The organism is Coralliovum pocilloporae, assembly GCF_030845175.1.
Lineage (GTDB): Bacteria > Pseudomonadota > Alphaproteobacteria > Rhizobiales > Cohaesibacteraceae > Coralliovum > Coralliovum pocilloporae.
Map to the genome: position 1 here is coordinate 258,696 of NZ_CP132542.1, position 18,763 is coordinate 277,458.

Annotated in this window: 16 protein-coding genes; 5 read left to right on the plus strand and 11 right to left on the minus strand. The window is 55.2% G+C overall.

Features of this window, described 5'->3' with window-relative positions:
* The first annotated feature begins 5 nt into the window (after positions 1-5).
* The 4 genes from RA157_RS01230 (at position 6) to RA157_RS01245 (ending at position 3,709) form a co-directional block, all read left to right on the plus strand.
* On the plus strand, positions 6-881 hold the full coding sequence (locus RA157_RS01230) for an AAA family ATPase (RefSeq protein ID WP_350334669.1): 876 nt from the start codon (positions 6-8) through the stop codon (positions 879-881).
* A 56-nt stretch (positions 882-937) separates the two neighbouring features.
* On the plus strand, positions 938-2,068 hold the full coding sequence (locus tag RA157_RS01235; protein ID WP_350334670.1) for a vWA domain-containing protein: 1,131 nt from the start codon (positions 938-940) through the stop codon (positions 2,066-2,068).
* Between the two features lie 17 nt (positions 2,069-2,085).
* Positions 2,086-2,916 carry an XdhC family protein gene (locus RA157_RS01240; RefSeq protein ID WP_350336249.1) on the plus strand — a complete coding sequence of 277 codons (831 nt, stop codon included), beginning with the start codon at positions 2,086-2,088 and terminating at the stop codon, positions 2,914-2,916.
* Positions 2,917-3,097: 181 nt separating this feature from the next.
* A complete protein-coding gene (locus RA157_RS01245) occupies positions 3,098-3,709 on the plus strand; it encodes an SRPBCC family protein (RefSeq protein ID WP_350334671.1) in 612 nt (203 codons plus the stop codon).
* A gap of 54 nt (positions 3,710-3,763) precedes the next feature.
* Here RA157_RS01245 and RA157_RS01250 read toward each other — a convergent pair whose 3' ends face one another.
* Positions 3,764-5,779, minus strand: coding sequence for an acetyl-CoA carboxylase biotin carboxylase subunit (locus RA157_RS01250; RefSeq protein ID WP_350334672.1), 2,016 nt, complete (start codon positions 5,777-5,779; stop codon positions 3,764-3,766).
* A gap of 208 nt (positions 5,780-5,987) precedes the next feature.
* Between RA157_RS01250 and folB the strand changes: the two genes are divergently transcribed.
* Positions 5,988-6,353, plus strand: a complete 366-nt coding sequence (folB, locus tag RA157_RS01255) for a dihydroneopterin aldolase (RefSeq protein ID WP_350334673.1) — start codon at positions 5,988-5,990, stop codon at positions 6,351-6,353.
* A gap of 73 nt (positions 6,354-6,426) precedes the next feature.
* Here the strand turns inward: folB and RA157_RS01260 are convergent, their stop codons facing one another.
* The 10 genes from RA157_RS01260 to rplQ form a co-directional block, all read right to left on the minus strand.
* Positions 6,427-7,959: an acyl-CoA carboxylase subunit beta gene (locus tag RA157_RS01260; protein ID WP_350334674.1), complete on the minus strand. Its 1,533-nt coding sequence runs from the start codon at positions 7,957-7,959 to the stop codon at positions 6,427-6,429.
* 188 nt (positions 7,960-8,147) lie between these two features.
* The gene (locus tag RA157_RS01265; RefSeq protein WP_350334675.1) at positions 8,148-11,186 is read right to left on the minus strand and encodes an efflux RND transporter permease subunit; all 3,039 of its coding nucleotides are present in this window, start codon (positions 11,184-11,186) and stop codon (positions 8,148-8,150) included.
* 10 nt (positions 11,187-11,196) lie between these two features.
* Entirely contained in the window at positions 11,197-12,324 is a 1,128-nt protein-coding gene (locus tag RA157_RS01270; RefSeq protein WP_350334676.1) for an efflux RND transporter periplasmic adaptor subunit, read from the minus strand.
* Positions 12,325-12,459: 135 nt separating this feature from the next.
* Positions 12,460-13,236 (minus strand): ATP12 family chaperone protein, encoded by a 777-nt coding sequence (locus RA157_RS01275; RefSeq protein ID WP_350334677.1) that lies wholly within the window; start codon positions 13,234-13,236, stop codon positions 12,460-12,462.
* Positions 13,237-13,253: 17 nt separating this feature from the next.
* Positions 13,254-13,916 (minus strand): HAD-IA family hydrolase, encoded by a 663-nt coding sequence (locus RA157_RS01280; protein WP_350334678.1) that lies wholly within the window; start codon positions 13,914-13,916, stop codon positions 13,254-13,256.
* Positions 13,917-13,953: 37 nt separating this feature from the next.
* Positions 13,954-14,955 carry an RluA family pseudouridine synthase gene (locus RA157_RS01285; protein ID WP_434058459.1) on the minus strand — a complete coding sequence of 334 codons (1,002 nt, stop codon included), beginning with the start codon at positions 14,953-14,955 and terminating at the stop codon, positions 13,954-13,956.
* Positions 14,956-15,082: 127 nt separating this feature from the next.
* Complete coding sequence (gene crcB, locus RA157_RS01290; protein WP_350334679.1) at positions 15,083-15,466, minus strand: fluoride efflux transporter CrcB; 384 nt, start codon at positions 15,464-15,466, stop codon at positions 15,083-15,085.
* Entirely contained in the window at positions 15,463-16,770 is a 1,308-nt protein-coding gene (locus RA157_RS01295; protein ID WP_350334680.1) for a replication-associated recombination protein A, read from the minus strand. Before RA157_RS01295 ends, crcB begins: the two co-directional genes overlap by 4 nt.
* A gap of 12 nt (positions 16,771-16,782) precedes the next feature.
* A complete protein-coding gene (locus RA157_RS01300) occupies positions 16,783-18,186 on the minus strand; it encodes a Do family serine endopeptidase (protein ID WP_350334681.1) in 1,404 nt (467 codons plus the stop codon).
* A 119-nt stretch (positions 18,187-18,305) separates the two neighbouring features.
* Positions 18,306-18,728 (minus strand): 50S ribosomal protein L17, encoded by a 423-nt coding sequence (gene rplQ, locus RA157_RS01305; RefSeq protein ID WP_350334682.1) that lies wholly within the window; start codon positions 18,726-18,728, stop codon positions 18,306-18,308.
* Positions 18,729-18,763 lie beyond the last annotated feature (35 nt).

Below are 18,763 nucleotides of genomic sequence, written 5' to 3' on the forward strand. Positions count from 1 at the left end.
AGCGCATGACCTGGACACAATTGCAATCGGACCTCGCAGAGACCGGCTATATTGCCTCTGATGATCTGGCTATGGCTCTGTTCCTGGCCATTCGCCTTGAACGTCCGCTTCTGCTGGAAGGGGCCGCGGGTGTTGGCAAGACACAGATTGCCAAGACACTCTCGGAGCTCTACGAAACCAAACTGATCCGCTTGCAATGCTATGAAGGCCTGGACGCAGCTTCGGCAATTTATGAATGGAACTACCAGCGCCAGCTCCTGTCCATTCGGGCTGCGGCAGAGACAGAAAGCTCTGCTGATGAGATAGAAGATCGCATCTTCTCGGAAAAATATCTCCTCGCCCGGCCGCTGCTGGAAGCGATCCGGCAGAGCGAACGTCCAGTTCTGCTGATTGACGAGATTGACCGGGCGGATGAAGAATTTGAAGCCTATCTGCTGGAAATTCTGTCGGACTTCCAGATCTCCATACCTGAACTTGGCACAATAAAAGCCAAAACAACACCGATTGTCATTCTGACAGCCAACGGAACCCGTGATCTGTCAGATGCCCTGAGGCGTCGCTGTCTCTATTCCTTTGTCGACTACCCGGACCGCAAAACAGAGCTGTCCATTCTGCAAAAGCGCCATCCACATCTTGATCAGGAACTGGCTCGGCAAATCATCGGTTTCGTTCAGGACCTGAGAAAAGAAGACCTTGAGAAGAAACCCGGCATTGCTGAAACCCTGGACTGGGCTGCCGCCCTTGCTGGCCTCGGGGTCAATGACCTGACAGAAGACCCGGTACAGCTTCAGGCCTCACTTGTCTGCCTGCTGAAGACAGAGGCAGACAGTCTCGCCGTGCCCACGGAAGTCGCCCAAAGACTGGCCGGGCGGGCCGCATAATGATTACCCGCTTTCCAGAACGAGCCGATGGTCCGGCTGACCGATTATCAGATTTCATGGCGCATCTTCGCGGCAACGGCTTTGAAGTCGGGTTACAGGAAGTGGCGCTTTCCCTCCATGGTCTGCCGGAATTGACATGCAGCAGCACTGATATGGTCAAAACAGGCCTGAAGGCTATCTGCTGCGGAAATTCCGACGAATTCAATCGCTTCGACGATCTGTTTGACGCCTATTGGCGCAGACGGGGAACCACCAGAGTTGAACACAAGCCCACGCCTCCTCGACCTTCAAAACCATCAGAACACCCCGCTCTCAAGTCCTGGGCAGATAATGCGAAAGACCAGCAAAGCGGCATAGCTTATGAAGCGGACACGAGCACGGACAGTGACAGTCAGGAAGACACCTCCAACGCAACAGGAAAGCTGATCGCGGCCAAACAGCAGAGCAAGATGACAGCAGATCTCCGTAAGCTTGTCACACCTGAAGACATGGCAGAGGCTGAAGACATCGCAGAGGATTTTGCCAGACAGTGCCGCTATCGCCGCTCGCGCCGCACAAAAATCAGCCAACATGGCCATCAGGCAGATCTGAGGCGAACGATCCGTGCGAGCCTCGCTTCGGGCGGCGAGCCTGTTCATCTGTTCCGAAAGACACACAAGAACAAACCATCACACCTGGTGGTTCTGCTTGATGCATCAGGATCCATGACCGGTTATGCGCGGGTATTCCTGGCTTTTCTCAAAGGTCTCATCGGAGCCGATCAACGGGCTGACGCCTATCTGTTTCATACGCGCCTGATCAGGATCAGTGATGCCCTGCGGGACAAGGACAGCCTGCGAGCGATCAACCGCCTCTCCCTCATGGCTGAAGGGTTTGGCAGTGGAACCCGTATCGGCCACAGCCTTCATCAGTTCAACACGGGCTATGCCAGCCGGATGGTCAATGGCCGGTCAACCGTTCTCATCGTCTCGGACGGTTACGATACCGGCGCCCCGGAGCAGATTGGTCAGAACCTCAAACGGCTGAAGAAACGTGGTTGCCGTATCATCTGGGTCAATCCGCTCCAGAGCTGGAAAGATAGCGATGTCATCACGCGTGGCATCGAAGCAGCACGCCCCTATCTCCATCACCTGTCTCCCGCCGCCACCCTGCAGGATCTCGCCACACTCGGGCGGGACCTCACATGACAATGAAAGAGGATCCGATGTCAGCACCAATCGATATTCTCGACCATATCTCCGATCTGAAAGCGGCAGGTGAAACCTTTGCTGTTGCAACGGTCATCCGAACAGTTTCCGTAACAGCAGCAAAAGCCGGAGCAAAAGCGGTCATCCGTGCCGACGGGCATATATCAGGTGGCTGGATTGGTGGTGGCTGTGCAAAAGGTGCAGTCGTCAAGGCTGCAAAAGAAATTCTCAAGAGCGGCACGCCCCGCGTTATCGCGCTCCAACCCGAGGATCTGCTGAAAGAACAGGGTGTTGTAACCGGCGAGGAACAGGACGGAATCCATTACGCTCGCAACATGTGCCCAAGTCAGGGCAGCATGGATATCTTTATAGAGCCTGTTCTGCCACGCCCTGCCCTTTTCATTTATGGAGCCAGCCCCGTGGCCGTGGCTCTGAACACTCTGGCTCGTTCTATGGGTTTTGACTGCATCGTCTGCGCTCCTGCAGATCTGCATGCAGGCTTCGATATGATGAACCAGCCTGTCGATGGCTTTGCCATTGAAGGTCGCTTTCGGGCCGATGCCTTTGCCATCATCTCCACCCAGGGAAATGGCGATGCCCTCGCCCTCAAGGAGGCGCTTGCGTATCCCTGGCAGCACATCGCCTTCGTCGGGAGCAGCAAGAAGATGGCAGCTCTTCGAGACAAGCTGAGCGCCGACGGAGTTGCCGCATCCGCACTGGATCAGGTCAGAGCCCCGGCCGGTCTCGACCTTGGCGCCATCACACCAGAGGAAATCGCCCTGTCGATCCTCGCCGAGATCACCAGGGTACGCCGCCGGGGCATCAAACATGGCGGAGAAGTACAATGATCTTCCGTCTGTTTCTTACACTCTTCAGCAAACCAGGGGGCGAGGCACCACTCCCTGCCGTCAGCCCGGGCGGATCAGATGAAACAGCCCCAGGCACGGATACTGCTGAAACATCCAGACAATCCCTCAAAACACATGCTCTGCTCGCACGCTCGTGCTGCGGATAACAGGAGAAAACTGAATGGATCTGAAGGACGATGTCGATATTCCGGCACCGAAAGCCGCTGTCTACGCAGCTCTGAATGACCCGGAGATACTGAAGCAGTGTATCCCTGGTTGTGAGGAACTGATCAAGCATTCTGACACCGAGCTGGAGGCAAAGGTCTCACTCAAGATTGGACCGGTCAAAGCAAAGTTCACCGGCAATGTCACACTGGACACGAGTGGTGCTCCGGATAATTTTTCTCTCACGGGCGAAGGAAGCGGCGGCGCTGCAGGCTTTGCCAAAGGTAAGGCCGACGTCACTCTTGAAGAGACTGCGGATGGCACTCGCCTGAGCTACAATGCCCATGCCGATATGGGCGGCAAAATTGCCCAGCTCGGCAGCAGGCTGATTGATTCAACAGCCAAAAAACTCGCCGGACAATTCTTCAACAAGTTTGCTGAAACCGTTGCAACGGCCCAGGGTGCACCAGACTCAGAGGCTGAGAACCAGTCCGAACTGGGAACGTCATCCGCCAGCGCAGCCCAACAGGCATCGCAGGAAGGGGCTGATGGTTCATCATCCGGCACACTGACCTACGTACTGATCGGTGTTGCCATTCTGATTGGCGCTTACGCGCTGTTTGGCTAAAAAAAGCCCCGGCTTATGAAAGCCGGGGCCTTTATATGCATAACAGTCTTATGCTTATTCGAATTCCATGATCACCGCATCAACGGCAAGGCTGTCACCTGGCCCGGCATTGATCTTGGAGACCACAGTATCCCTCTCAGCTCTCAGCACGTTTTCCATTTTCATGGCCTCCACCGTACAGAGTGCTTCACCAGCCTTCACCGCCTGTCCTTCTTCCACATTAATGGACACAACGAGACCCGGCATTGGGCACAGCAGGAATTTGGATGTGTCCGGTGCTTCCTTCACCGGCATAAGCGCATCCAGTTCAGCGACCCGGCGCGGCATGGCACGAGCCACCACCGTCACGCCCTGCCAGGACAACTCATAGCCGTTCAGAACCGGGCGGACCTGCACCGTGCACGAGGTCTCCCCAATACTGCCAAGCCAGAGATAATCACCCGGGACATATTCGGAATAGACACCCACCGGCTCTTCCGCATCACCAACACGGACAGCCAGTTCCAGCGGGATAGAGACAAAACCGCCCTCAATTGCCAGCGGGATCTGCTCACCATCAAGCGACACAACCCAGTCCTGCCGGAGATGGCCGCCATGGGGCCGCAGGCGATCCTGATGATTGTCAAGACGGTCAGACCGGTGAAGTTCCATGGTCAGAGCTGCAATAGCGAGAACCTGGCGCGCTTCGTCCGTCATCTCCACGCCTTCAAAGCCGTCGGGATATTCCTGCGCGATGAAAGCTGTCGAAATATTGCCGGACTGCCAGCGTGGATGATTCATCAGCGCAGACAGGAACGGAATATTGTGCTGGATGCCATCAACCACGAAGGAATCAAGCGCTTCACTCATGGCCTCAATCGCTTCACTGCGGGTCGCGGCATGGGTGCAGAGCTTGGCGATCATCGGATCGTAGAACATGGAAATCTCGGCGCCATCATACACACCGGTGTCATTCCGAACCGTGATGCCATCAAACACACCCTCTTCCGGCGGGCGGTAACGGGTCAGCCGACCAATGGACGGCAGAAAGTTCCTGTACGGATCTTCCGCATAAAGACGGCTTTCAATCGCCCAGCCATTGAGTTTGATGTCATCCTGGCCAATGGTCAGTTCCTCGCCATAGGCCACCCGGATCATCTGCTCCACCAGATCGATACCGGTAATCAGCTCGGTCACCGGATGCTCCACCTGCAGGCGGGTGTTCATTTCGAGGAAATAGAAGTTCCGATCCGCATCAACGATAAACTCCACCGTACCGGCGCTGACATAGTCCACAGCCTTTGCCAGAGCCACGGACTGCTCGCCCATGGCCCGGCGGGTTTCCTCATCAAGGAATGGCGATGGCGCTTCCTCAATAACCTTCTGGTTTCGACGCTGGATCGAACATTCTCGCTCACCCAGATAGATGGCATTGCCATGCTTATCGGCCAGAACCTGAATTTCGATATGGCGCGGGTCAACGATGAATTTCTCAATGAAAACACGCTCGTCACCAAAGGACGAACGGGCTTCTGACTGGGCCAGCTGGAACCCTTCAGCCACTTCACTTTCCGCGTTGGCAATACGCATACCCTTGCCGCCGCCGCCAGCAGACGCCTTGATCATCACCGGATAACCAATGTCATTGGCAATCTTTACGGCTTCTTCAGGCGTATCAATAATGCCCATATAGCCGGGAACGGTGCTCACTTTGGCTTCAGCAGCAAAGCGCTTGGACTCAATCTTGTCGCCCATCGCCTCAATGGCTTTCACATTCGGCCCGATAAAGGAGATGCCTTCCTTCTGAAGCGCTTCACAGAACGCAGCCCGCTCGGACAGAAAGCCATAGCCCGGATGCACAGCCTGAGCGCCTGTCTGTTTGCAGGCCTCAATAATCTTCTCGATCACCAGATAGGATTCAGATGCTGCAGGCGGTCCGATATGCACGGCCTCGTCAGCCATTTCCACATGGAGCGCATCCTTATCCGCATCGGAATAGACAGCGACAGACTTGATACCGAGTTTCCGGCAAGACTTGATCACCCGGCAAGCAATCTCGCCGCGATTGGCGATGAGAACTTTCTCAAACATACGGGGTTTTCCCTTTATTGAATCCTTGCCTATCTTCTTAGGCTGCCCGGCCCTGCAGGTAAACTAAGTCGATGGACGTAGGGAGCCCTGCCAGACCTTGCATCCGGCGTGAACACACGCAAAACATGTCGGTTTCCGGACTGGCTTCAACCGGGCAAGTAGTTTAGAGACTTATCCAAATAAAAACAGACAAACGGGATGGGCTGGCATGGACAAGATCCTGATCGAAGATATGGCGTTTTATGCCTATCATGGCGTTCACGAGGAAGAAGCACGCCTTGGTCAACGGTTCCATATCGATGTGGAATGTCGACTGGATCTCTCTGAGGCCGGTCGCAGTGACGATGTTCTGAAAACCGTCAGCTATGACCGCATCGTCGCCATTGCGGCAGAAGTCACCACAGGGCAGAGATTCAATCTCATCGAAGCGCTGGCGGAAGCGATATCGGATAAACTTCTGGCCGACATCCCGAAAGTGCAGTCAGTCCGCATCAAGATCCGCAAGCCAAGCGCTCCCATCCCTGCGCCATCCGGCTATGCATCGATTGAGATTGAACGGTCTCGATCAGAGTAAGCAGACCATCTTCCAAGATATGAAAAAGGGCCCAAAAACGGGCCCTTTTCCTGTTGTGTTCAGCATATCCTGCTCAGAGCGGGATATTGTCGTGTTTCTTCCACGGATTTTCGAGCTTCTTGTCACGCAGCATCTGCAGCGCACGGGATACCCGACGGCGGGTTGAGTGAGGCATGATCACCTCATCAATGTAACCGCGCTCAGCAGCAACAAAAGGTGACAGGAACCTGTCTTCATAACTCTTGGTGTGCTCGGCAATCTTGTCCGGATCACTCATATCAGCCCGGAAGATGATCTCGACGGCACCTTTCGCGCCCATGACCGCAATCTGGGCCGATGGCCAGGCATAGTTCACATCGCCACGCAAATGCTTGGACGCCATCACATCATACGCCCCGCCATAGGCCTTGCGGGTAATGACCGTAACTTTCGGCACAGTGGCTTCCGCATAGGCAAACAGAAGCTTGGCACCATGCTTGATCAGGCCACCATATTCCTGAGCCGTTCCCGGCAGGAATCCCGGCACATCCACATAGGTGACAACCGGAATATTGAAGCAGTCGCAGAAGCGGACAAAGCGGGCAGCCTTGCGGCTGGCATCACTGTCCAGAACACCGGCCAGAACCAGCGGCTGGTTGGCGACGAAACCAACAGTCGTTCCTTCAATGCGACCAAAACCGGTGATGATATTCTGCGCAAAGCTTGGCTGGATCTCATAGAAATCCCCCTCATCCACAGTCTTGCGGATCAGCTCCTTCATATCATAGGGCTTGTTCGGATTATCCGGAACCAGAGTATCAAGAGATCGCTCCAACCGATTCGGATCATCATAGTAATCAAGCTGGGGAGCATCTGCGGTATTGTTCGCAGGCAGGAAATCAATCAGGCGACGGATCTGCAGAAGCGCTTCCACATCATTCTCGAATGCGCCATCAGCAATTGACGACTTGGTCGCGTGCACAGACGCACCACCAAGTTCCTCAGCCGTTACCGTTTCATTTGTAACGGTCTTCACCACATCAGGCCCGGTAACGAACATGTAGCTCGTATCCTTGACCATGAAGATAAAGTCCGTCATCGCCGGAGAATACACATCCCCACCGGCACACGGCCCCATAATGACGGAAATCTGCGGGATGACACCAGAAGCCATCACGTTGCGCTGGAACACTTCACCATAACCGCCGAGAGCAGCCACACCTTCCTGGATACGGGCACCACCCGCATCAAACAGGCCAATGATCGGCGCACGGTTCTTCAGCGCCATGTCCTGGATCTTGGTGATTTTCTGCGCATGGGTTTCAGAAAGAGATCCGCCGAAGACCGTAAAGTCCTTGGCGAAAATGAAGACCTTGCGCCCGTTTATGGTCCCCCAGCCGGTTACAACACCATCACCGGCCGCCTTGTTCTTCTCCATACCGAAGTCAACGCAGCGATGCTGAACGAACATGTCGAACTCTTCGAACGACCCTTCATCCAGCAGAATCTCAATCCGCTCGCGTGCCGTCAGCTTACCGCGGGTATGCTGGGCATCGATCCGTCTTTGTCCGCCACCGAGACGAGCCTGTTCGCGTCGCTCTTCCAGTTCAGAGAGAATTTCCTTCATAGTGCCCTGCTTTCGTTCAACACAAGGCGGGGATCCGACAGCGCCGAACCTTGTCAGTCCAGCCAGATCGACCCCGCGTCTGATCTTTCAGAATGATCGATAGCACGCGCGCGAAAGGGCGGGAAGTTGTTCGAACGGCCAAGGCCGGACATACACCCTGCTGATCCAGCCTCCCTGCCCGGTCCGGCTCAGCGCGCCCAACGGAACATCAGATAATACCCAGCAGGGACAAAAAACAGCGACAGGACTGACGCAATGACAAGTCCGCCCATCATCACCACGGCCATCGGCTCCCAAAGCGCACCGCCACCAAGTGCCATGGGCAACAGACCAAGCACTGTGGTCACCGATGTCAGAAGAATGGGCCGCAGACGTTTCTGGGACGCAGAAACAATGGCATCCACCAGATCATGAGTTCGGCGTTCTATGTCCACCTGATCAATCAGCACGATGGCATTGTTGATAATGATCCCGGCCAGACTGATCAGACCAAGGGTTCCAAAGAAGGAGAACGGCATACCAGTCAACAACAGCCCCAATGGAACACCGATCAGAACCAGTGGAATGGTCATGAAAATGAGAACAGACCGGCGGAAGGAATTGAACTGGAACATGATAGCCAGGAACATGATGGTCAGGGCCAGGGGCATACCGCCAGCCAGCTTCCCGTTCACATCCGCATTGGTCTCAAGCTCACCGTCAATCTTGATCTGATAGCCACCAGAGAGATCCAGACTGTCCAGACCAGGCTGAATCTGCGCCAGAAGATCTTCTGCTGAATAAGCGGGAGACTTACCGGAAATCTTGATGGTCCGAACCTGGTTCTCCCGTCTGATCTGGGAGAATTCAAGCGTTGGCTCGATAGTAGCGACCTGCGCGAGAGATATCGTCTGACCGGTCACGCCGAAGGTCATATCCGTCAGATCTTCAAGACTGTTACGAAACGGCTCCGCCGCGCGCAACACAATCGGGATCGAGTTTTCGCCTTCACGGTAGACCGAGATCTCCGTTCCATCAAAATGCGCGCTCATAACCTGGGAAATTGTTTCAGATGAAATACCCAGCTCGCGCGCACGGTCTTGCGCAACATCAACAACAATCTTTATAACCTTGTTTCCCCAGTCATTTTCATTCTGTTCAATACCTGGAACAGAGGAAAAGAATCCTTCCACCTGATCAGCCAGAACAAGCAACCTGTCCGCATCCGGACCGCTGATCTCGACATCAACGATGCCTGATTCTGATGCCCCCATGGCAAGGCGTTTGACCTTGAAACGGGCTTCCGGATGATTCTGGGCAAGATAGGTCCAGGCGCGCTGACCAAGGGCGACAGCCCCCTCGAAATCCGTTGTATTCACAAGGAAGAAAGCATTGGCGGAATCACTGTCAGCGGGATTAAGTGCCAGATAAAAGCGCGGGCCACCATCTGCAACATAAAGCAGCACATCTTCTGTTTCCGGATTGACCTCCCTGTTACGCAGCCAGTCAGATATTTTTTTTGCGCTGGTTTCAGTTGCCCGGATATCGGTTCCCTTGGGCATATCCATATAGATGAGGATCTGATTGCGATCACTCAGCGGGAACATCTCCCGCTTCAGCGACCCAAACAGTGAGATCGATCCAAAAGCTGCGGCAAAACACAGCACGAGCACCAGAGGTGCGGCCGGCAGAAGTCGCCGGATTACAGCGCCATAAGCCGCAAGAACCGGCCCGTCCCCCTCTGCTTTCTGTGTCGCTTTTCTGGATGGCTTGATCAGCCATACACAGAGAGCTGGCAGAATATACATTGCTGTCAACCACGACCCGCCAAGCATCAGGGCAACCACCATACCCAGGGAGAATGCATACTCCCCGGATGTCCCTTCAAGGATCATCATCGGAAGGAAAGCCGAAACAGTGGTGATAGACGCAACCACCAGCGGCACAAAAAACTGATCTCCGGAGGCAATCGCTGCGTCCTTTGGCGGCACGCCCCGGTCAATCTGCCCCTGGATATCCTCCACGATGACCAGACCGTTATCCACCAGCAATCCAAGCGAGATGATCACCGCAGCAATAGAGACCTGCTCCAATTCAATGCCGAGAAAACTCATGCCGATCAGGGCGAACATGACCGTGAACGGAACGATGGCAGCAATGATAAAGCCGGATTTGATACCGAGAAAGAACAGCATCACCAGCAGCACAACCCCAAAGGTCTGCGCCACATTTGAGAGGGCACCATTCACAGATGTCGTCACCTTGTCTGCCTGGAACGTGGCAAACAAAAAACGGAACCCAATCGGCTGCTTCTGCTCAAACTGCTGAACGAGACCTTTGAGCTTCTGCCCGAGAGACTGGATATCCTGGCCATCCTGCATTTCGACGCCCACCACAATTGCAGGCTGACCGTTGTAGTAAACGGGCTTTTCAATAGGATCAACGTAACCGCGCCTCACCGTCAGCAGGTCACGAAGGCGGACAAAGCCCTCCACTCCATCCACTTTTGTGAGCACCAGTCTGACATCTTCAATGCTTTTGAGGTCTCCGCTGGCTTCAAGCAGGATCTTGTTGCCATCGGCATTGAGTGTACCCGCAGGCAGGATCACATTCTGGCTCTGCAGATCACTGACCACCTGGTTCAACTGAACACCAATTGAAGCAAGCTTGCGGGAATCAAGCTCCAGCCAGACCCGTTCTTCCTGCTCTCCATAGAGCGAGACTTTCGACAGGCCTTCAAGTGTGTAGAGTTCCTGCTGCAGATCCTCGGCAACATCCTTGAGCTCACTGTAGGAAAAGCCCTCACCAGTCACAGCGATAGAGGCCACGGTGACATCACCATAGTCCGTATTCACAAACGGACCGCTGGTTCCGTCAGGCAGATCTCCCGTGCTGTCAGACATCTTGTTGCGCAGATCCTGGAAAATCCGGTCAAGATCTTCTGAGGGAATACTCTCCTTCACAGCCACATAGATGGTTGCCACACCGGTCGTCACCAGCGTGTTGATATCGTCCACTTCGCCAATTTCGCGAATACGGCGCTCAAGCGGAATAGCAATAAGCTGCTCGACACGCTCAGGCCCCATTCCGGCAAACCGGGCCTGGACAACAGCTGTCCGGATGGTAATGGCCGGGTCTTCGCGCTTTGGGAACGTCGTATAAAGCAACAGGCCCTGAACAATGAGGCCAATCATGATCAGGATGGTGAACCGGGATTGATTGATCCCGAAGCGTGTCAGGCCATTCATGGTACGCCCCCTACTCTGCTGTATCGAGCAGTTTGACGGTCTGGCCATCTCTCAGGAATGAGACACCAGCAGACGCTACGCGCTCTCCTTCTTTCAGACCTTTAATCACCAGAAGGGAGTTTTCACGAACACCGGCAATCTGGATACGCCGCTTCTGAACGGTGGAGGTGTCATCATCAAAGACAAACACGTCTGCCAGCCCCCCCTCAGGGCTGCTGCCGCCTTCTGCGCTGGCCTTGATTGCATCAAGGGAGACGATGCTCAACGGCATCAGGAAGCCCTCGGAAGCACCGAGCACGGGGAATTCAAGAGTAACCTCAATCGCCATACCGGCTTTCATCTGCGGATGAATGTCATTAAGCGCCACGACCACGGGAAAAGCCGAAACCGTATCTGCCCGGGATCCGAGTTCAGACACGCGACCAGTCAGCACAGTAGAAGGATCATCAGCCAGCCGAAGCCAGGCCATTTTGCCAACAGCTATTCTGTTCACCACATCAAAGGGAACCGAAAACGACACCTCATAGGCATCATCCTTATACAGGCCCAGCGCCCCACTACCCGGGGCAACATTGGCAAAGGACTGCACATCGATATTTGACAGGACCCCGTCAAATGGAGCCTTCAGTTCAGATTTCGAGAGATTGTCTTCCGCCAGTTCAGCCTGCCGACGTGCCTGCACCACCTGCGCGGCACTGGTTTCCATGGTCGTGCGCGCCTGATCCACGGTCGCTTTGGCAATGACCTGCTTCTTGAACAGCTCTTCCTTGCGTTTGAAATCATCTGCAGCATTCCGAGCACTGGATTCCGCCTGTACCAGTGCCGCCTGGCTGGATTCGTACTGAAGCTGCAACGATTTTGGATCGATGGTCAAAAGCACATCTCCTGCCTTGACCCGCTGGCCGACAGTAATGTCAACGGCCGTAAGCTGACCACCAACCTCAAATGACAGCCGCGTAATGTCTGCCGGTTCCACAACACTGGGGAAATGCCGCCGGGTGGTCTTCGCCGAAGCCGAGACAACAACTGTCTTCAGCCCTCGAACAACCGTTTCAGCCTTGTTCTCGGGTTGATCATCGCAGGCAACGAGACCCGCAGCCAGAGACACGATGATCGGCAAAGACAGGGACAAACGCATAATGAACCTCTTTCTGGATTCAATTTCATCCATGAGACCGGCAAGATACCAGGCAAAAAACTGATGGCAAATCGGCAGCCAGCCTCCCAAGGCTGGCCCGACAAGTATAGATTGTCTATGAAAAAGAATACGGTTCTAGAGCACCGACAGGATCAGTCCGGCCACATCTACCTCTGCCTTGCGATAGGCTGCCAGGCGCTGGGCTTCGGGATCTTCTCCCCAGAGTTCTCGATTCCAGTCTTCCTCAACACGCGAGACATCCCAGGCGCGATCAGCAGAAAGGTGAGACTTGAGAACCGCGAGCGGCAACACAGCAGAACCATACGCAGAAGTCAGGCTGGCAAATGCTGCAAGTTTGAAACTGTCCAGGCCGGAAATCTCGACCCGGAAAGATGCGAGCAATTCTTCAGACTGTTCCACATGCATAATGCCACCGGCCAGAACAAACCGGTGTCCAAGCAGGCCTGCAGCCCAGTCCAGCACCGGGTCCCAGGTGTCAGTCTGACGCTGTACAAGCTCATCAGGTGCATCAGCACGATAACAGAGGCAATCCGTACCGGCGTAGCGCACCATCTCGTCAAGAACCTCATCATGACGATTGGCGACACCATCAACGGTGGAATTCACCAGCCGGGTCATCGGCATGGTCGCCGGGTCGATATGGGCTACCTGCGCAGACCATTCTTCAACCAGCTTGTCGGCCAGAGTACGATGCGGCACAGCCAGAAGAGTTTTGGAAGGCGTGCGAACCGGGCGGCCATCCAGAAGAACGCGCCACTGCCCTTCAACACAGTCACATGACACATCCTTGTAGAAACGCTTGGGAAGCTCCTGTTTGGAAACTTCGCGGGCTTTCTTGACCGGGTCAAATGCCTCGCGCTGAGCATCAAGGTCATCCAGAAGATCACGCATTGCCTGTTCCTATCCGTTCAAGAAGCAAATGTGTTCAGAGCCGCCATCAGAGCTTCAGGTGTATCCATCACATGATGCGCCCCGGCCTCAAGCATTTCTTCAGTCGAGTGATATCCCCAGGACACGCCCATTGTATGGGAGCCTGCAGCCCGGCCCATAGCCATATCAAAAGATGTATCACCAATCATCACTGTGCGCTCCGGTACGGCTCCCGTCTCGGCCATGGCCTGCAAGACCATACCGGGATGCGGCTTTGACGGAGCGATATCCGCTGTCTGGATCGTGACAAACCGCCCTTCCAGATCATGGCCTTTCAGCACGTGATCCACACCACGTCGGGCTTTCCCTGTGGCAATCCCAAGCAGGATGTCCTCTCTCGCAGACAGTTCGAGAACCATTTCTTTCATGCCATCATAGAATGGCTCAAGCGCCTGATGCTCCCGGCGCATGCGAATGAAAGCATCCTTATAGGCTGTGGCCAGCTCGGACGTTGAAACCTCCGCCCCTTCCGGCATCAGCCGCTGCATGGCCGGTTCAAGCGACAAGCCGACAATGGACAATGTTTGAGCCCGTGTCGGTTCCTGCACCCCCAGGGAGCGAAAGGCCTCATTCATGGCAGAGACAATCATCACCTGGCTGTCAACAAGCGTCCCGTCACAATCAAAGATAACCAGATACACGATGCTCTCCGTTACAGATCGTCAATGGGTCTTGACCCTAGTCGAGGCCGTCCTCATCAGGATCGGCATCGAACCGTCCTGCATCAAGTGCGAGCAGATTCCATGACTGTTCCATATGCGGCGGCAAGGGAGCCGTTACATCCAGCGTTCCACCTTTCGGATGCGGAATCACAATACGCCGCGCCAGAAGATGCAACCGGTTCTGCAAGCCCGCTGGCAGTTCCCAGTTCTCAACCTCGAAATATTTCGGATCACCAATAATCGGATGGCCGATATGGGACGTGTGGACACGAAGCTGATGCGTCCTGCCGGAAACCGGTTTCAGAGACAACCAGGACAGCTTCTGTCCGGCCTGATCAATGACATTGTAGTGGGTCAGGGCATGGCTGGCATCATCTTCACCGTGCCGGGCCACACGCATACGCTCACCCTGACTTTCTTCATCCTTGGTAAGATAGGTGGAGATCCGGCCCTGTTTCGGCTTCGGCACACCTCTGACCAGCGCCCAATAAGTCTTCTTGGTTGTCCGAGACCGGAAAGCCTTGGCCAGGAAAGACGCCGCAGAGCGCGTTTTGGCAACAACCAGAACACCTGACGTATCTTTGTCGAGACGATGCACCAGACGAGGTTTCTGACCATTGCGATCCCGAAAAGCCTCAAGCATGCCATCCACATGACGGGTTGTGCCGGAGCCACCCTGCACAGACAGACCGGCGGGCTTGTTGAGCACCATCACATCCTTGTCGTCATGCAGAAGAATGGACTCGATAAAGGCCTTGTCGCCATCACCAATCTTTGGCTTGGATTTGGGTGCTTCCGAATCCTTGGCATCGGTCGCGAGTGGCGGAATACGCACGGTCTGCCCCGATGCAACACGGGTTGAAGTCTTGACCCGGGCACCATCAACTCGCACCTGCCCTGTCCTGACCAGTTTCTGAAGCTGACCAAAGCTCAGGCCCGGATAATGCTCCTTGAACCACCGGTCAAGACGCATACCCGATTCAAACGATTTCACTTCGTGGGAAATGACGCCAGCCACAGCCCTCTCCAATTCCTGACTATCGCGGAGATTTCATTAACACAGGCAATAAAGGCCCGAACACAGAACTGCAACACGGAAATCTGCAAAACCGCTATGCACATCACGCAGAAAGGCCAGAAAACCGTCAGGGTGCGAAGATCTGCCGGGACAACAACAGACCCACAACCAGGAAACCGATAGCAACGACTACCGAACCGAACACATAAAGTGCGGCTTCCATCATCGCTCCCCGCGCCCAGAGTGTCACAGCATCCAGAGAGAACGCCGAAAAGGTCGTAAAGCCTCCCAGCAGGCCGGTGGCCACGAACAGGCGAAGTTCCGTATTGTCAGAAAACTTCAGAGCCAGAAGGCCAATGAACACCCCCATGACCAGGGAGCCAACGGCGTTAACGAAAACAGTCCCCCATGGAAAGCCCGGACCCACCAGCTTAAGCGCCGCAACACCTGAAAGGTAACGCAGGCTCGCTCCGAACGCGCCACCGAGGGCAACAAGCAGCAGATGCGTCATGTTTGCCGCTCCCGTCTCAGCTTCGCCCAGTAATCAAGACGTTTCTTGAGTTCACGTTCAAACCCGCGCTCAACCGGCTGATAATAGTTCTCTCGCCCCATCTCTTCAGGAAAATAGTCCTGTCCGGAAAAGGCATCCGGCGCATCGTGATCGTAATCATACCCCGTGCCATAGCCGATATCCTTCATCAACCGGGTCGGAGCATTGAGAATATGCTTGGGCGGAAGCAGCGAGCCATTCTCCTTGGCAGAACGGCGTGCCGCCTTGTAAGCCACATAGGCCGCGTTGGACTTTGGCGCTGTTGCCAGATAGACAGCCGCCTGAGCCAGCGCCAGCTCCCCTTCCGGACTGCCCAGCATATGGTAGGCATCCTTGGCCGCATTCGCCTGTACCAGCGCCTGCGGATCTGCCAAACCGATATCTTCAACCGCCATGCGGATCAAACGGCGAGCCAGAAACATCGGATCTTCCCCGCCATCCATCATCCGGCAAAGATAATAGAGCGCCGCATCCGGGTCAGACCCCCGCACCGATTTATGCAGGGCTGAAATCAGATTGTAATGCCCTTCCTGGCCCTTGTCATAGATGGGCGCACGCCGGTTCAGAATATTCTGAAGCCGCTGGGGATCAAAAACCTCCCCCTCGCCTGCAGCACGCCAGATATCTTCAGCCAGTGTCAAAGCAGAACGACCATCCCCATCTGCCATGCGGATCAACACCTGCCGTGCATCATCATCAAGCGGAAGGGGTTTGCCTTCCCGCTCTTCCGCAGAAGTCAGCAAACGATCTATGGCCTCGGGGTCAAGCGACCGGAACACCAAAACCTGGGATCTGGACAGCAAAGCGGCATTCAGCTCAAAAGACGGGTTTTCTGTGGTCGCACCAATCAGCGTCACCGTGCCATCTTCCATGACCGGCAGGAAAGAATCCTGCTGCGCCCGGTTGAAACGATGGATTTCGTCCACAAACAGCAAGGTTCCCTTGCCACTCACACGACGTGCCTTGGCGGCTTCAAACACCTTCTTGAGATCGGCAACCCCGGAGAAGATCGCCGAAACCTGATCAAAGGCAAGATCGGTCTGGCTGGCCAGCAACCGCGCCAGAGTGGTTTTACCTGTCCCGGGTGGCCCCCAGAGAATAAGCGAACCGATACGCCCCGAACGCAGCATTCGGGTGACGGTACCATCGTCACCAACCAGATGGTCCTGCCCCACCACGTCAGCCAGAACCTGTGGCCGCAGGCGATCTGCCAGAGGCCGTGGCGCGTCTTGCTCAAGGCCAGCTGATGTAAACAAGTCCCCCATCGTGTTTCTCTGCTATCGGCCCAGGGTCACGTTACGCCGTTGTCCTTTTCTCAGGAAAGAAATCCGCCACAGTGCTGAATCCCGACGGGCAAGACGTGCCAATTGCCGTGTTGATTTCACATCCCGGCGGTTCACCTCGAGGATCACATCACCAGAGCGGAAGCCCACACGCCGCGCAATCGACCCCCGCTTGACCTGCAGGATAACCACGCCCTCATGGCCGAACTTGTACCCGATTTCCTCAGCGAGAGCCGGGGACAGATTGGCAATCTCCGCACCGGAAAACGGTGAGTCGTCATCCAGAGCACGAACATCGCGCTTCGGCTTCTCCGGCGCCCCCTGCAATGCCAGGGTAACCTTGATACGCTCATCACCACGCACGACACGGAGCTGTACAGTTCCTCCAAGCCCTTTCGTCGCAATCCTGTAGCCAAACGCGTTATGGTCTTCAATCCGCTGGCCATCCACGGCAACAATCAGATCACCAACCTCAAGGCCTGCTTCAGCAGCTGGACTTCTACCGAAAACATCGGAAATGAGCGCACCTCTTGGTCGGTCCAGACCAAGACTGTCTGCAATATCCGCTGTTACAGGCTGGAACCGGGCACCGACCCATGGGCGGCGGACTGTCGGCCCAATCCGAGCGGAATTGGCCACCACCTGAACCATTTCAGACGGAATAGCAAACCCGATACCGTTCGATCCACCAGACCGCGAATAGATAGCCGTGTTAATCCCGACAAGACGCCCCTGCATATCGATCAGTGCGCCGCCGGAATTGCCCGGATTGATCGCCGCATCCGTCTGAATGAAGAACTGGAAGTCAGTCACCCCCACCCGCGTGCGCGCCAGAGCCGAAATAATACCCTGTGTCACCGTCTGACCAACGCCAAACGGGTTACCGATGGCCAGAACCAGATCGCCGACTTCAAGAGAGTCAGATGCCTGGAATTCCACAAACGGAAAGGCTCCACGCGGTTCCCTCACCTTCAGGATAGCCAGATCGGTGCGCTCATCCTTGAGAATGATATCCGCTTCAAATTCACGCTTGTCAGACAGCGCAATCTTGACCTCATCAGCCCCTTTGATGACGTGATGGTTGGTAACAACCGTCCCGGAAGCGTCGATGATAACCCCGGATCCCAGCGAGCTCTGCATGCGCTGCTGTGGTCGACCACGCAGGCGGTCTCCAAAAAAGCGGCGGAAAAACGGATCGTCAAAAAACGGCGACCCGCGTCTCTGCTGAACGGTCCTCGTTGCATAAACATTGACAACCGCTGGCCCGACCCGTTTGACAATCGGAGCAAAGGATAGCTGAACCTCTGCCTGGTTGGCCGGAACCTGACGCTGCTGGGCTGATGCTGCAGCACCAAACATGACAGCCGCCAAGAGGACAATTGAGAACCGTTTCATCATATTTTTGCCTTCCCGTAGATCATACGGATTCGTTTAAACGCAGTTTCCGGCTCCAATCGGGCAGTTTCAATAAAAAAAGGCGGCCGAAGCCGCCTTTTTAAAACACAGAAACGCGAGGCTTATGCAGCTTCGTTTTCTTCCGCTGCTTCTGCAACAGGGCCGGAATCGACACCTTTGGCAGAGACATCACGGTCAACCAGCTCAATAACAGCCATTGGAGCACTGTCACCATAACGGTAACCGGCTTTCAGAACGCGGGTGTAACCACCATTGCGATCTGCATAACGCTCAGCCAGAACATCAAACAGCTTGCGAACCATATCCTGGTCACGCATGTGCGAGATTGCCTGACGGCGCGCGTGCAGGTCGCCGCGCTTGCCAAGGGTGATCAGCTTGTCGACAACAGAACGCAGTTCTTTTGCCTTCGGCAGTGTGGTGACGATCTGCTCGTGCTTTACCAGAGCAGCAGCCATATTCGCAAACATCGCCTTGCGGTGGGACGACGTCCGATTCAGCTTACGACCAGCTTTACGATGACGCATGGTCCTCTCCTTACCTAATGTCCGGCGGCATCACG

Coding starts and splice junctions, on each gene's coding strand:
- RA157_RS01240 (WP_350336249.1), top strand. CDS start 2,086: ATGTCAGCACCAATCGATATTCTCGACCATATCTCCGATCTGAAAGCG.
- RA157_RS01300 (WP_350334681.1), bottom strand. CDS start 18,186: ATGATGAAACGGTTCTCAATTGTCCTCTTGGCGGCTGTCATGTTTGGT.
- crcB (WP_350334679.1), bottom strand. CDS start 15,466: ATGACGCATCTGCTGCTTGTTGCCCTCGGTGGCGCGTTCGGAGCGAGC.
- rplQ (WP_350334682.1), bottom strand. CDS start 18,728: ATGCGTCATCGTAAAGCTGGTCGTAAGCTGAATCGGACGTCGTCCCAC.
- folB (WP_350334673.1), top strand. CDS start 5,988: ATGGACAAGATCCTGATCGAAGATATGGCGTTTTATGCCTATCATGGC.
- RA157_RS01260 (WP_350334674.1), bottom strand. CDS start 7,959: ATGAAGGAAATTCTCTCTGAACTGGAAGAGCGACGCGAACAGGCTCGT.
- RA157_RS01250 (WP_350334672.1), bottom strand. CDS start 5,779: ATGTTTGAGAAAGTTCTCATCGCCAATCGCGGCGAGATTGCTTGCCGG.
- RA157_RS01230 (WP_350334669.1), top strand. CDS start 6: ATGACCTGGACACAATTGCAATCGGACCTCGCAGAGACCGGCTATATT.
- RA157_RS01245 (WP_350334671.1), top strand. CDS start 3,098: ATGGATCTGAAGGACGATGTCGATATTCCGGCACCGAAAGCCGCTGTC.
- RA157_RS01295 (WP_350334680.1), bottom strand. CDS start 16,770: ATGGGGGACTTGTTTACATCAGCTGGCCTTGAGCAAGACGCGCCACGG.
- RA157_RS01265 (WP_350334675.1), bottom strand. CDS start 11,186: ATGAATGGCCTGACACGCTTCGGGATCAATCAATCCCGGTTCACCATC.
- RA157_RS01275 (WP_350334677.1), bottom strand. CDS start 13,236: ATGCGTGATCTTCTGGATGACCTTGATGCTCAGCGCGAGGCATTTGAC.
- RA157_RS01235 (WP_350334670.1), top strand. CDS start 938: ATGGCGCATCTTCGCGGCAACGGCTTTGAAGTCGGGTTACAGGAAGTG.
- RA157_RS01270 (WP_350334676.1), bottom strand. CDS start 12,324: ATGCGTTTGTCCCTGTCTTTGCCGATCATCGTGTCTCTGGCTGCGGGT.